This window comes from Pseudomaricurvus hydrocarbonicus (assembly GCF_011602365.1).
Lineage (GTDB): Bacteria > Pseudomonadota > Gammaproteobacteria > Pseudomonadales > Cellvibrionaceae > Pseudomaricurvus > Pseudomaricurvus hydrocarbonicus.
In genome coordinates this window covers 12,297-27,345 of sequence record NZ_JAAONZ010000011.1, presented here as the reverse complement: position 1 = coordinate 27,345, position 15,049 = coordinate 12,297, and the positions used below count along the sequence as shown (strand labels likewise).

The window sequence follows — 15,049 nt, the reverse complement described above, 5'->3', positions numbered from 1 at the left end:
AATCAATATGAGTGACGATATTATCGAAATTCTGCGTGAAAGCGCGAGTGACTACTTGCAAGCGAAAGTGGACATCAATGAACAAAAAGGTCATGTCGGTTTGCCGCGTGTGCGCAATCGCCAGCAATGGCAGGAGATTGCTGAGTTGGGCTGGCTGGGCTTGGCTCTGCCAGAATCTCAAGGCGGCTCCGGCATGGGCATTAAGGCTGCTGCATCCCTGTGTGAAATTATTGGCCGTCGCTTGTTTGCGGAGCCCTATATCGCTGGTGCACTGATGCCCAGCGTGATTCTGGGGGCTGCGGGTGATGTTGCTGCGGATTCAGCAGAAGGATTGGTTTCTGGCGCAGTGCATTTTGCATTAGCGTGGCAGGAGCAGGTCAGTGAAGCCGATAACCTCACCTATGGCACTCGCTTCGAGGCGTTTCCTGAAGGGGGGCAGGTCGCTGGCATGCTGCATGGACGCAAGCGTTTTGTGTGTGCGGTAGAAGATGATGGTGTACTTCTGGTGGCAGCTACTACACCAGAGGGCACCGCCATTGTGGCGGTCAATGCCAATGCCGACGGTATCACTGTTCAGCGTGTTGCGACGGCACAAGGCCATTATGCCGAAGTAACCTTTAAAAATACGCCGGTGCGAGATTATCCGTTGCTGCAAGGTGCTGTTGCAGATGCTGCGCTGGAAAAAGCGCTGGCCTGGGGGCGGGTCGCTGCGGCTGCCCAGCTCGCTGGTTTGGCTCGCGGAGCGCTGGAGACGACTTGTGATTATGTGGGTCAGCGTCGTCAGTTTGATCGCGCTCTCAGTTCATTTCAGTCGGTGGCGCATCGTTGTGCTGATATGCGGATTAATGTCGAGCTGGCCGACGCGGCCTGGTCGGCTGCGGCGCTGGAACTGGATTTAACAGAGCGTCCTGCGGCGTGTGCAAGTGTCTATGCCGCCAAGGCCCGCGCTGGCGAGGTGGCCACTATGGCTGGTCGCACAGCGGTTCAGCTGCATGGTGCCATGGGTTTCACCGAAGAGTGCGATATCGGCTTGTTTTTGCGCGCTGCGATGCAATACAACAGTTGGTTGGGTGTACCTACGGGTCTGCTTCGCCAGTTTATGGCTCACACCATTCAGCCTGAATTTGGGGCTGTGACTGACAATTCTTCTGGTGCCAGCGGCGGTGAGATGGACCGCACGGGTCAAACTACGGAGACAGAGAGCAACCGTGAACTGGCAGGAAATCGTGATGCGCTGACGGATGAACAATTCCGTCAGGAATTGCGTACCTTTTTGGCTGCAAACTTTCCTGCTGAATGGCGTCAGAATTTTCATCGTCCCTTTCGTCGTCTGCGGGGAGAGCAGCAAGTGCACTGGTTGCGAATCCTCAATGACAGTGGCTGGCGAGCACCTGCTTGGCCACGGGAATATGGTGGCATGGGACTGTCGTTTCGCAAGCAGTTGATCTATCACGAAGAGCTGGAACATGCCGGAGTAGCGCGGGTTATTGATCTGGGTGAATCACAGCTGGGACCAACCTTGATTTTGTTGGGCTCTGATGAACAGCGCGCTCATTATTTGCCTAAAATTCTCAACTGTGAGCATGTCTGGTGTCAGGGCTATTCCGAGCCTAATGCCGGTTCCGATTTGGCCAGTCTGCGCACGTCAGCGGTTTTGGATGGTGATGAGTTTGTGGTCAATGGGCAAAAAATCTGGACCACCCATGCCAATGACTCGACGCATATTTTTACCTTGGTACGCACCGGTAAATACGAGAAAAAGCAGCAGGGCATTAGTTTTCTGTTAATCGATTTGCAGACTCCCGGCATTACGGTACGACCGATTTTAAATCTGGCCGGTGAAGATGAATTTTGTGAAGTTTTCTTTGATAACGTGCGGGTTCCCAGAGAAAATCTGGTAGGCGAACTGGATCAGGGCTGGAAGGTCGCCAAGTCACTTCTCGGTTATGAACGGATTTGGATTGGCAGTCCTGCATTGATTACCAAGGCGTTGGAGCTTTCGTCTCAGCTATTGGCTATGCGTGAGCTGGATATAGATTGCGGCGCCCGAGACCGTTTCGCTAAGTTATGCGCCGATCTGCACGACTATCGACTGTTGTATGCTCGTATTTGTGACGATATTGCTGACAGCGGACGAGAGCCAGGGCCGGAAGTGTCCATGCTCAAATTGTATGCCTCAGAGTTATTGCAACGCGTCACCGAATTTAATGTCGAGGCGGCGGCTGAATGGGGCGGTGTTGTGGGTGATACGCGTATTGGCGATACCTTGATCGACTTGCATTGGCAATTAATGATGTCGCGTCCGGTCACTATTTTTGCCGGAGCTAATGAAGTGCAGCGCGATATCATCGCTAAAGCGGTGTTGAAATTACCGGCTTAACAGATTGTTTATCCATACTGCTGAAAGAATAACGGAGAAAATCATGACAAATGCAGGCCCATTATCCGGTTTGCGTGTGCTGGATATGACACGTGTGGTTGCCGGCCCTTATGCCGGTCAGATTTTAGCGGACCTGGGTGCCGAAGTTGTCAAAATTGAACGGCTGGGTGAAGGCGATGATTGTCGCCGTGTTGGTCCACCCTGGATTAAAGACGAGCAGGGTACTGACACCAGTGAGTCCACGTATTTTCAGGCGGTGAACCGCAACAAAGAATCGATCGCGGTTGATTTTGCCAAGCCGGAGGGGGCTGCTTTGATTCAGAGCCTGGCGGGGGAGGCGGATATTCTGCTAGAGAACTATCGTACAGGAACCTTGGCGAAGTACGGTCTGGGCTACGCAGCTTTAAAAGAAATTAATCCTGGTTTGATCTACTGTTCGGTGACCGGTTTTGGTCAGACCGGTCCTTATGCGAACCGCTCCGGTTATGATTATCTGGTACAGGCCATGGCCGGTCTGATGTCAGTGACGGGGCATAGGGATGGCGAGGCGGGTGATGGCCCCATGCGTGTGGGCGTGCCTATTGCCGATATCTGTGCCGGCCTCTATGCCGCTATTGGTGTGCTGGCCGCCGTTAATCACCGACACGCTACCGGTGAGGGACAGCATATTGATGTCTCCTTGTTTGATTCGCAACTGGCCGCCATGCTCAATACCTTCTCCGCCTGGTTTAACGGTGGTGTTGCCCTGGGGCGCACGGGAAACGATCATCCGAGCGCCGCACCTTATGGTGTGTTTGAGGTGGACGACGGCTTTATTCTAATTGCGACGTTTAACGACCGTGAATTTGCTCGCTTGTCAACCGTGCTTGGGTTTCCAGAATGGGCTACTGACGAACGCTTTGCCACTATGGGGGCGCGAGTTGCCAATCGGGAATTGCTGCGTGCCCTCGTGACGGAGGCACTGCGTGGCAAAGGCAAGGCCGAGTGGGTCGACATTATGAATGCGGGTACGGTATCGGCAGGCTCCATTAATGAAATGGCCGATATTGCCCACGATCCACAGGTACAGGCGCGTGAATTAATAGTGACTCAGGAACACCCGATAACCGGAACCATTCGCAGTGCGGCCAGCCCTATGCGTTTCTCTGAATCACCAGTGACCTATCGCAAGCCACCCCCTGTGATTGGTGAACACACGGAGCAGGTGCTGCGCCAGTGGCTGCAATACGATGACAGCCAAATTCATGAGCTGCACGATCGGGGAGCCATCTGATGCTGAGTTCACCTTTTCATTTCCCCAGTTATCACGTACCGCCTGAAACCGAGGGCTTGCGTGAGGAGGTGCGGGAATTTTTGGCCGAGATGTCCTCACACTGGTCCGGTTGGGACATCGGCCACTCATGGACGGGTTTCAATCGGGAATTCAGTCGTGAAGTGGGCAAGCGAGGCTGGATTGGTATGGCCTGGTCCAAAGCTTACGGAGGGCACGAGCGCAGTGTGGTTGAGCGCTATGTGGTGGTGGAAGAAATGCTGGCGGCGGGCGCTCCGGTCGGTGCTCACTGGGTCGCTGATCGTCAGAGCGGTCCGCTGATACTGCGCCATGGTAATGAGGCGCAAAAGCAGACGTTGTTGCCGAGGATTGCCCGAGGCGAAGCCGCCTTCTGTATTGGTTTGTCAGAACCAGACAGTGGTTCTGATTTGGCCTCTCTGCGAGCCCGTGCCGAAAAAGTCAGCGATGGCTGGCTGCTGAATGGCCGTAAAATCTGGACCACATATGCACGCGAATGTGACTTTATGATTGGGCTGTTTCGTTCCAGTGGTTCGCCCGAACAAAAACAGAAAGGCTTGTCACAGTTTTTGATTGATTTAACGGTTCCGGGGATTGAGATTAATCCAATCCGTGATTTAACCGGAGAATCCCATTTTAACGAAATCGTTTTCGACAATGTTCTCCTGCCGGAAGACAGTCTGGTGGGTGAAGAGGGCAATGGCTGGGCTCAGGTGAATGCCGAACTGGCCTATGAACGCAGTGGTCCTGATCGTTATTTGAGTTCATACCCGCTATTACCAGCAGCCATTGATGCTCTTAATGAAAATACGATGGATCGTCTGTCTGCTCGTGCTGTAGGTTTGGCGTTTACCGATATCACCGTCCTGCGGGAAATGTCTCTGTCTATTCTGAATCAATTAGGTGAAGGTAAAACCCCGTTGCAAGAGGCTGCCGTCACCAAACTGCTAGGCACAGAACTGGAACAGGATATGCCAGAGCTGGTCCGCAGCTTACTGGATTGTTCACCGAGCATTGACCCACACCATACGCTGTCACATATGCAGGGTTACCTGACTCAGTCGGTGCCAAGCTTTTCACTGCGTGGCGGCACTAACGAAATTATGCGTGGAATTATTGCCCGCGGTTTGGGCTTGAGGTAACAACAATGACAGATGCCACTGATTTACCTATTGGCGAGATGCTCGCTGATCAATTGCAACGCCTGCTGGCTCGTGCGGTGGACGCCAAACGTCTTACCGCGATTGAGGAAGGGGCTCCGATAACTGAGTTGTGGCAGGAAATTGAAGCATTGGGAGTAACACTGGCATTGGCAAGTAATGACATTGGTGCGGATCTGGGCTGGCAGAACTGTCTGCCTATGCTGCGCACTTTGGGTTGGCATGGGGCTCCGGTGCCGCTGGCAGAGTCTTTGCTTGCCAGTCAGGTGTTGGCCGCTGCGGGTATGGATATTCCAGCAGGCGCTTTAGCCGTTTCTCACGTAGCCTTTACGCTGGATGGGGACAATTGCGTTAGCGGCAGCGACGGATTGGTGAGCTGGTTGCCGCATTGCAGTCATTTGGTGGGTGTTGCTGTTCGCAATAAACAGAAATTTTTATTCGTCGTCAGCACTACCGATTTGCCCTCCCAGCCGGTGGATTCTTTTGCTCGGATTCCGGCGGCGGCGATTACTTTGCAGGCTCAAGCTGTTGCTCAGTGCGCGCCGGTGGCAGAGAGTACCGACTTGCTGGCGAGCATGGCGTTGCTGCGTGCTGCGGTTATCAGTGGCATTCTGGATCGCATCCTGTCACTGACCATTGAATACGCTAACACCCGTCAACAGTTTGGTCGTCCTATCGGTAAGTTTCAGGCCATTCAGCACCACGTGGCTGAGCTTGCCATGCAATCAGCGGCTGCTCAGGCCGGCGTTATTTTTGGTTGTCAGCAAATGGATGTCGGCAATAGCGTCAGTGGCGCGGCCATTGCTAAGGTGCGCGCCAGCGTCGCCGCCACAGCTGCTGCCAGCGCCGCGCATCAGGTTTTTGGGGCTATCGGGGTGACCGAAGAGCATGAGTTGCAGTTATTGACCCGGCGTCTTTGGCAGTGGCGTGGCGAGGCCGGCAGTGACCACTTTTGGGCAGAAACCTTAGGTCGTGAAGTGATTGCGGCGGGCAGTCATAATCTGTGGCCCAGAATTACTGATGCCCAACTTCGGGCTTAAACGGTTGTACTGCAACGCTACTTTTCCTTTTAAGGGCTGATTATGAATGATGTTTGGATTATAGATGCTTGCCGTACTCCGCGTGGCATTGGCAAACAGGGAAAGGGGGCTTTGGCTGAATTGCATCCGCAGCAATTGGGCGCCACTGTGCTTAAGGCGCTGACTGAACGCAATACACTGGATACGGCTGCCATTGATGATGTGATCTGGGGAACCAATTCACAGATGGGTACCCAGAGCGGTGACTTGGGACGCATGTCTGCATTGGCGGCGGGTTATAGCCCGAAAGCCGGGGGGATTACCATCAATCGTTTTTGTGGTTCTGGTTTGTCGGCCGTGAATCTGGCAGCGGCCTCTATTATGGCTGGATTTGAACAGTTGATGGTGGCGGGCGGAACAGAAATGATGTCTTTGTTTCCGGGTTTCAGTAACGATCAATCACCATTAGTGGATCGCGGTAACCTGGTCTTGCGTAACTTACACCCGCAATCCCATCAGGGGGTGTCGGCGGATGCTATTGCGACGCTGGAAGGCATTGACCGGGAGGCGTTGGATGAGCTGGCTTACCAAAGTCAACAGCGCACCGCCCACGCCGTAGCTAATGGCTATTTTACTCAATCGCTGATTCCGGTTTATGACAAGCAGGGTAAGTTACTGCTGGATAAAGACGAATATCCTCGTCCACAAACAAGCCGCGAGAGTTTGGCTGAACTCAACGCAGCTTTTACACTGCTGGCCGATCATGCGCTAGACGATCAGGGTACGACTTACCGCAGTTTGATCTTACAGAAATATCCGGATCTGAAAATCCGTCATGTTCATCATGCCGGTAATTCATCGGGTGTGGTGGATGGTGCTGCTGCCGTACTGCTGTCGTCACCGGACTACGCCAGTGCACATGGTCTTAAGCCTAGAGCCCGGATTATTGCTGCAGCTAATGCTGGCGATAATCCGACTTTGATGCTCAATGCGCCGGGCCTGGCCATTCGCAAAGTGTTACAGCAGGCAGGTTTAAGTGTTGCTGATATTGACCTTTTTGAAATTAACGAGGCATTTGCGGTTGTAGTGGAAAAGTGTATCCGGGATCTGAAATTGGACCGCGACAAGGTCAATGTGAATGGTGGTGCCATTGCCTTGGGGCATCCCATTGGTGCCACGGGTGCTGTACTGGTAGGAACCTTAGTGGATGAGCTGGAGCGTCGGGGATTGCAGCGCGGTCTGGTGACCATGTGTACCGCCGGCGGTATGGCTCCCGCGCTGATTATTGAACGCGTCTGAACCTGGTTGGGAATGCCAATCAGCAGGAAAGACTGATACTGAAATTGTATGCGATGCCTGTAGGAAATACATTACTGTAGTAGACGATACACAAACTGCAGTGCGCGCTTTTTGACTTTTATTCTACGACAATTAATTTACTACAAACTACTATGACTAACTCTCTCAATTTTCCAGCCTTTGATTGTGATTCCCATTTTTACGAGCCGCCTGAAGCGCTGTTGAAGTATTTGCCGAAAGAATATACACAACTATTACAATTTGCCCAAATCAATGGCAAAACCAAGTTAGTCATTGACGGCCATGTATCCAATTACATTCCTAACCCCACATTTGAAGTGGTGGCAGCGCCAGGTTGTCATGTCGATTATTATCGGGGGAACAACCCTGAGGGTAAATCCTTCAGGGAGTTTAATGTGATTGAGAAACGCAAGGATGAGTACGCTTATAAAAATGATCGACGCAAGCAGCTGTTAGAAGAGCAGGGGCTGAGGGGAACCCTGGTATTTCCTACTCTGGTCTCGGTTGTTGAAGGACATATGGCCCATCGGCCGGACTTTTGTCACGCCGTCGTGCACTCTCTGAATCAATGGATTAAAGAAGAGTGGGGCTTTGGGGAGGATGGCAAGTTCTTTGGGATGCCGGTAATCTCCATGATGGATGCTGACAAAGCACTGGAAGAGGCTCAATGGTTAATTGATAACGGAGTCCGTGCCGTATTAATTCGTCCCACTTATGTCTCGGACGGCCATGGCTCGCGCTCGATGGGGTCGCCGGAGTTTGATCCTGTATTTTCCCTATTGGCCGAAAATAATATATTCGTCACCTTTCATATTTCCGACAGTGGCTACAGTGATATTTATGCACGCCATAAGCTTGGTCAGGGGGGGGAGTGGCTACCCTTTGACAAAAATGACCCGCTGGAAGCGGTCATGGATGTGAATTTTCTGGCTATTGGTCATCATCTGGCATCGTTGATTTGCCACGGTGTCTTTGATCGCCACCCGAGCTTGAAGGTTGGGTATATCGAGTGTGGCTGTGCCTGGCTGTATCCTCTGGTTGATCGTTTGAATCAGGTTTATCGAATGCAGCCACAGATGTTCAGGCAACATCCGTTGGACGCGATTCGAAAAAATGTCTGGATTCACCCTTTCTTTGAAGATGATATTTACAAACTGGCGGATCTGATTGGTGTTGATCATGTCTTGTTTGGCAGTGATTGGCCACATCCGGAAGGACTTGCGGAACCGTTGGAATGGTTAAAAGATATCGAAAACATGCCCGAACCGGATAAAGCGAAAATCATGGGTGGGAATCTGATGGGATTGTTAGGCATTGCAGACTGAGGCTAGTCTAAATTATTGCATAGAAGCTCAGGCACTGTGTGAATGATTTGACTTCAGGACTGGCAGGTAAACTCTATGCTTAACCAGCAACAGGATGCTGGCGGTGGCAGCAAAAAAAACAATCTTCTCGATCAAAAAATCGAGTAAAAAGGTCAGGTCCAGCATACTTCTAGCTCCATCAAAACTGACCATTTCCCCTGGCTCCAGCGTTATTATTTAATAGGTGTTGAAAACTGATGAATAGTTAGTTTAATATGAAGATCAAACTTCATATATGGCTGTGCATCATGAATCTCCACCTGTCCGACGAGCAGCGTATGCTGCGCGAATCCATGGCCCGGTTATTTGCCGCTGAATCTACTTCTGAGCGCTTGCGTGCTGCCGAGTCCAGCGGCTTTGATGCCGCTCTTTGGGAGCAGGTCAGCGCGGCGGGTATCCCCATGTTACGGGTGCCTGAGACCGAAGGTGGCCTTGAAAGCAGTCTTCTGGATGCGTTGCTGGTAGCTGAAGAGGCAGGGCGTTACCTGGCCTCTGCCCCTGTGATTGAGGTGATAGTTGCCTGTCGTTTACTCGGGTTAGCCGGGCGTTCTGAGGCTGCTGCCGAGCATTTGGAGCGCAGCCTGAGCGGTTCAGTACTGACGTTGGCTCTGCACAATGTTGCTACACGACCATTACAGGTTGTGCCTGCTGCCACTATAGCTGATGCTGTGTTATTTCTTGATGGAGACGAACTGGCACTCTTGAGTGGTTTTGAAAAGCCCCAAACGGTTGCCAACTTGGGCAGTGATCCGTTAGCCCGGATTCATTTTCAGGAATGTGGCGGTGAGCGTTTGTCACTGTTGGTCGGTGCTGAGGCCGTCACCTTGTTTCAGGCCGCAATAGAAGAGTGGAAGTTGCTTAATACGGCTCGCCTGGCAGGGCTGACCCGGCAGGGCCTACAGATGGCCGCGGACTATTCCAAAGAGCGTTTTGCCTTCGGTAATGCGATTGGCAGTTTTCAGGGGATTTCTCACCCACTGGCCGATGCCGTTACTGAGGCTGAGGGTGCACAACTGCTGGCATGGCGCGCAGCCTGGGCGATTTCGAAGGGTTGTAAAGATGCTGCCGCCAGTGTATCCATGGCCTACTGGTGGGCATCACAAGTGGCCGCGCGGGCTATGAGCCGTGCCCTTCACACGTTTGGGGGCTATGGCGTCTCGCTGGAATACGACATTCAGTTTTACTACCGTAAATCCAAAGCAATGGTGTTACCGCTGGGCGATCCCCAACAGGAACTGCAACAGGTTGCTCAGCGTTTGTGGACTGATGTTGTGGTGAGCCTGCCTGACGCCGGCCAGATCGATTTGGATTTCAGCCTGGGAGCGCGAGCGGAAGTCTTTGGTGAAGAAGTTCGTGCCTACTTCGAGAAAAATCTAACGCCAGAATTGCGTGCCCACGCTCATCATTCCGTGGCGGGTTTCCACCCCGAGTTTAATAAACAGCTGGCGCGCGATGGCCTGTTGTTTCCGCATTGGCCCAAACAGTACGGCGGGTTAGAGCGTGATGCTTACGATCTGGCAGCGATGACGGCCGTAATGGAGTCCTATGGCTGGGAGCATGTGACGGCACCGATTACCAACCAGGTAGCACAGATTCTCATGATGTTCGCCTGCGACGAAGTCAAAGAAGAAGCGTTGAGTCGTTTCGGTCGCGGTGAAGCACTGGCTTGTATGGGGTTTACTGAGCCTTCCTGCGGTTGCGATCTGTTTGCGGCAAAAACCAAAGCAGAGCAACAAGCTGATGGTAACTGGTTGATCAACGGTCAGAAAATTTTCACCACCGCCGCGAACCTCGCCGATTATTGTTTTTTGTTGGCACGTACCAGCCCCGATAAGCCCAAGCACGCCGGGTTGAGCGTATTTCTGGTGCCCATGACGTTACCCGGCATCGAAGTTCATGCTGTACACACCCTTCAGGATGAGCGCACCAATATTGTCTATTTCAGCGAAGTGCTATTACCAGAAAAATACCTCATTGGGCCAGTGGATGGGGGGCTTAAGGTTATGGCCAGTACTCTGGAGATGGAGCATGGTTCAGCCGATCAGTATCGCCACGGCCATGTGACGATGGTGAACGCTGCTGAAGCCTGGGCTCTGCAAACCACTCGCGATGGCGAACCTCTACTACACGACCGCGATGCCGCCGGACGACTGGCTCGAAGTAAGGTGCATCTGGAGGTTTCCACTCTGTTGTGCCGTCGAGCTATCTGGGCCATGTCCGAAAAAGTGCACAGCCGCTATTGGGGCCCTATGGCGAAAATGTTTGCCACCGAAATCTACCAGCGCGATGCCCTTGACCTGATGGATTTGGCGGCACCGGACACCGTGTTTGCGGATCATAGCGGGCTTGGGCAGGTGGAGTTGGGTTATCGCCAGTCCATTGGCACCACTATTTACGGTGGCACCAGTGAAGTGCAGCGCAGTCTCGTCGCGGAACAGGCTTTAGGTATGCCTAAATCCCGTAATTAAGCGAGTTTAAAAACAGATTTGGGTCGGCGGGTCCCAGCAGCAATAATAAACAGGATGGGTTATGGAAATATTTCCACGCGGTAAAACGGCTATAGTTGGCACTGCCACCTTTGGGATGGGAGAGGCTCCGGATTATCGTCCTTTGGATTTGGCCGCCAATGCGGCCAAACTGGCACTGGCCGATGCTAACCTGACGCTACCAGACGTAGATGCGCTGTTTGTCTGTACCGGTGATGATGCGCTGTCGGGTTTATCGGCGGCGGAATATCTCGGGATTCGCCCGCGTTTCAGTGACAATAATCGCACGGGTGGTTCGGCGTTTGTTTCCCACGCCATCACTGCCGCGATCATGCTGGAAGCGGGTTACATTGATACGGCGTTGATCATTTATGGCAGCAATCAGCGTACCGGTGCTGGTGGCCTGGTATCCATGCGCCAGGCGTCACCCTATGAAAAACCTTATCGACCGCTGAACCCGCTATCGTCCTATGCGCTAGCAGCTGCCCGGCACATGCATCAGTATGGCACCACCCGCGAGCAGTTGGCTGAAGTGGCGGTCGCCGCCAGGGGCTGGGCCAACCTCAATCCGGAAGCTTTTATGTACGGCAAGGGCGAGCTGACCATCGAAGACTGCATGAATGCCCGCATGATCTCTGACCCCTTGGTCAAAACCGATTGCTGCCTGATTACTGACGGTGCGGCGGCCATTGTGATGACTCGCGCAGATCGAGCCAAAGATCTGGTTACGACACCTGTCTATTTGCTGGGTGGTGCGGCAGCGGTCTGGCATTCCAGTGTTGACCAGATGCAGGATTTGACCGTGACTCCGGCGGCAGAGTCCGGTCAGCGTGCGTTTGCTCTATCGGGCTACCAACCCAGCGATATGAACGTCGTCAATGTCTACGATGCTTTCACCATCAATACCATTCTTTTTCTAGAGGACCTCGGCTTTTGTGCCAAAGGCGAGGGCGGAGAATTTGTGGCTGGCGGCCGAATTGCTCCAGGTGGAGTGCTGCCGGTGAATACCAATGGTGGCGGATTGTCATGCTGTCATCCGGGTATGTATGGTTTGTTTACCATCGTTGAAAACTGTCTGCAATTACGCGGCCAAGCGGGTAAGCGACAAATAGAGAACGCCCAGCTGGCGGTATCCCATGCTAACGGTGGAACCCTGTCGAGTCAGGCAACGCTGGTACTTGGCACCGGAGAGACTGTTTGAATGTAGACGGCCTGGTTTTAGATAACCTGATTTTAGATCATTGAGTTTAATCGCGTAGCCTTAAATAATTTTATAAAAGCCGGCACAGCCGACCCTAACGGAGAATTTTTTATGTCAGATTTTTTCGATCGTTACGAGTTTTTCAAATTTGAGCGCAAGGGCAAAGTTCTCAATATTATTTTAAATAATCCGGAAAAACTGAATGCCTTCAGTGAAGCTGGTCACCGCGAATTATCCCGTGTTTTTTTTGATGCAGCGGAAGATTTGGACAGTGAAATTATTGTAGTGACCGGCGCAGGTCGCGCTTTTACCGCAGGTGGCGATCTGGAGTATATGCAAAAACTGCGTGACAACCCAGAGTTGATGCATCGCACTATCCGTGAGGCCAAGCGCTTTGTGTTTACACTATTGGATTGCGAAAAACCGGTTATTTGTAAAGTAAACGGTGATGCAATTGGTCTGGGTACCACGCTGTCCTTTCTGGCTGACATTACCTTCTCCACCGAGACTGCCAAGTTTGGAGATCCGCATAACAATGTAGCATTGATGGCCGGTGATGGCGGCAGTGTGATTTGGCCACAACTGATGGGTTACGCTCGAGCTAAACACTACTTGTTTACGGGTGAGGTCATCAAGGGTAAAGAGGCGCAGGAGATGGGCTTGATTCACAAAGCTGTGGCGCCTGAAGAGTTGGATGCTGCGGTTGATGCTTATACTGAGCGTCTGCTCGCTATGCCGATTCAGTCCGTACGTTGGACCAAGCAAGTGGTGAATATTCCATTAAAGCAATTGGCTCACAGCATGATGGATGCCGGGATGGCTTACGAGCATATTGCAGGCCAGACCAGCGATCATCAGGAAGCGATTGACGCATTCCGCGAGCGTCGCAAACCTGCCTTTACGGGTAAGTAATATTTGGGATTGATCAGACCTTGTTCCGGCAGAGTGCAGCCGTGCCAAAGTATTTGGTCAGTACTGGCGTATAAATACATGCTCACAGGAGTCAGGTGCCTATGGCGGGACACATTCAAATAACTCACCAGGATCAAGTTACCGTATTGGTGCTGGACAACCCCGGTAATCGCAATGCGATGTCTACCAATATGGTCATTGAATTAATTAATGCATTGGAGGCTGCTTTTGGTGCTAGTGATTGCCGAGCCATTGTATTGACCGGTCTCGGTGAGCATTTTTGTGCGGGTGGTGATGTTTCCGAAATGCAAGCCGATCGTCCTATGCTGGGCTCACGTTTGCGTATTGAACGAGCACACCGAATCGTACGCTTACTCAACGGTGGCCCCAAACCTGTGGTTTGTGCCGTAGAAGGATTTGCCTATGGATTGGGATTGTCGTTGGCGATGGCCAGTGATTTCGTGGTTGCCAGCGAGACCGCTAGTTTTTGTGCAGTTTTTAATAAGGTCGGTCTAATTCCGGATATGGGCTTAATGTGGAGTCTGCCCCAGCGTGTTGGTGTGGCTCAGGCCAAACAATTATTTTTTACCGCTCGTCAGGTAAAAATCGACGAAGCTCAGCAGTTGGGCATGGTTGATCAGCGGGTTGCTGCGGGAAGTGCTGAGACTGAAGCTATCGCTCTGGCGCAGCAAATGGCGGCTGCGGCACCCATTCCGGTAGCTCTGGTAAAGGCGGCTTACGCCAAGGGGGATGTGACTCTCGATGATGTTTTGCGCACTGAGGTTGATCATCAGCCTGCACTTTATCTGAGTCAGGATCACAACGAGGGCGTTGCGGCTTTCAGGGAGCGACGGGCGCCCGTGTTTACCGGGCACTAATTATAACCACGTGGGTGGCACTCTTCACTTCCAGATATGAGAGGCAATATTAGCGCTGTTACGGTGGTCGTATTTAGCGGAACTTAATCATGGCAACGACTTACGAAGATTTAATGAAATTAGAGGTGCCGGATGTATCAAGCACCTATAGCGAAAAAGACACCATGTTTTATGCGTTAAGTCTGGGGGCGGGCACAGATCCGATGGATGCCTGTGATCTTGGGTTGGTGTTTGAAAAAAACCTGCAGGCTATTCCAACCATGGCCGTGGTACTGGCACATCCTGGATTTTGGCCCCGCGAACAAAACAGTGGTCTTGACTGGGTTGAAATTGTGCATGGGGGCCAGCGCGTTAAGCTGCATAAATCCTTGCCTGTCGCCGGTAAAATCATTGGCCGAGGACGGGTTCGCGATGTCATCGACAAGGGTGAAGGCAAGGGTGTGTTGGTGTTTTTTGAGCGCAATCTCTTCGACGCCGAAACGGATGAGTTGTTGGTGACTATGGAGCAGACGTTGTTCTGTCGGGGTGATGGCGGCATGGGAGGTTCTGGTAATCAGCCGGTCGCACCTTTTGCGATTCCTGATCGACCCGCGGATCTCAGTGTTGAGCGGGAGGTTTCGCCGCAAATGGCTTTATTGTATCGTCTGAATGGTGATATGAATCCACTGCATGCCGATCCCGAAATTGCGCAAAAAGCTGGTTTCGATCGCCCAATTTTACAAGGGCTGGGCACTATGGGCGTCGCTGCTCTGGCTCTGATAAAGACCGTGTGTGAGGGAGATCCTTCACGCATGACCGAGGTTGATGTTCGCTTTACTGCGCCGTGCTTTCCCGGGGAAACACTGCGAACTGATATCTGGATGGATGCAAAAGGTGCGGCATTTCGTGTGAGTGTGCCTGTACGGAAGGTTACAGTTATTGATAATGGTCGGGTAGACATCCGAGGTTAATACGTATTTTGTGATGTCAGGGGTGTTGAATCAGCGGTGGGATGAGAATCTGGCTTTTGAATGTAAACCCCTCGGGTGAGGGGTTTTGTCT

The 15,049-nt window shown here is 52.3% G+C and carries 11 protein-coding genes; all 11 read left to right on the top strand.

All coding sequences use genetic code 11. The features are described 5' to 3' along the window. Positions 1-7: 7 nt before the first annotated feature. Positions 8-2,380, top strand: coding sequence for an acyl-CoA dehydrogenase family protein (locus G8770_RS13935; RefSeq protein WP_167187876.1), 2,373 nt, complete (start codon positions 8-10; stop codon positions 2,378-2,380). A gap of 43 nt (positions 2,381-2,423) precedes the next feature. Continuing rightward, positions 2,424-3,653: a CaiB/BaiF CoA transferase family protein gene (locus G8770_RS13930; RefSeq protein ID WP_167187873.1), complete on the top strand. Its 1,230-nt coding sequence runs from the start codon at positions 2,424-2,426 to the stop codon at positions 3,651-3,653. Further along, positions 3,653-4,810, top strand: a complete 1,158-nt coding sequence (locus G8770_RS13925; RefSeq protein ID WP_167187870.1) for an acyl-CoA dehydrogenase family protein — start codon at positions 3,653-3,655, stop codon at positions 4,808-4,810. Before G8770_RS13930 ends, G8770_RS13925 begins: the two co-directional genes overlap by 1 nt. 5 nt (positions 4,811-4,815) lie before the next feature. Beyond that, on the top strand, positions 4,816-5,868 hold the full coding sequence (locus tag G8770_RS13920) for an acyl-CoA dehydrogenase family protein (RefSeq protein WP_167187868.1): 1,053 nt from the start codon (positions 4,816-4,818) through the stop codon (positions 5,866-5,868). Positions 5,869-5,910: 42 nt separating this feature from the next. Continuing rightward, positions 5,911-7,146, top strand: a complete 1,236-nt coding sequence (locus tag G8770_RS13915) for an acetyl-CoA C-acetyltransferase (protein ID WP_167187865.1) — start codon at positions 5,911-5,913, stop codon at positions 7,144-7,146. A 152-nt stretch (positions 7,147-7,298) separates the two neighbouring features. After that, positions 7,299-8,492 carry an amidohydrolase family protein gene (locus tag G8770_RS13910; RefSeq protein WP_167187862.1) on the top strand — a complete coding sequence of 398 codons (1,194 nt, stop codon included), beginning with the start codon at positions 7,299-7,301 and terminating at the stop codon, positions 8,490-8,492. Positions 8,493-8,746: 254 nt separating this feature from the next. Further along, the gene (locus tag G8770_RS13905; RefSeq protein WP_208022264.1) at positions 8,747-10,999 is read left to right on the top strand and encodes an acyl-CoA dehydrogenase family protein; all 2,253 of its coding nucleotides are present in this window, start codon (positions 8,747-8,749) and stop codon (positions 10,997-10,999) included. Between the two features lie 61 nt (positions 11,000-11,060). Further along, entirely contained in the window at positions 11,061-12,218 is a 1,158-nt protein-coding gene (locus G8770_RS13900) for a thiolase (RefSeq protein ID WP_167187859.1), read from the top strand. Between the two features lie 111 nt (positions 12,219-12,329). After that, positions 12,330-13,130, top strand: a complete 801-nt coding sequence (locus G8770_RS13895) for an enoyl-CoA hydratase/isomerase family protein (RefSeq protein WP_167187856.1) — start codon at positions 12,330-12,332, stop codon at positions 13,128-13,130. Positions 13,131-13,231: 101 nt separating this feature from the next. Continuing rightward, entirely contained in the window at positions 13,232-14,008 is a 777-nt protein-coding gene (locus tag G8770_RS13890) for an enoyl-CoA hydratase/isomerase family protein (RefSeq protein ID WP_167187854.1), read from the top strand. An 89-nt stretch (positions 14,009-14,097) separates the two neighbouring features. Then, a complete protein-coding gene (locus G8770_RS13885) occupies positions 14,098-14,958 on the top strand; it encodes a MaoC/PaaZ C-terminal domain-containing protein (protein WP_167187851.1) in 861 nt (286 codons plus the stop codon). Positions 14,959-15,049: the final 91 nt, after the last annotated feature.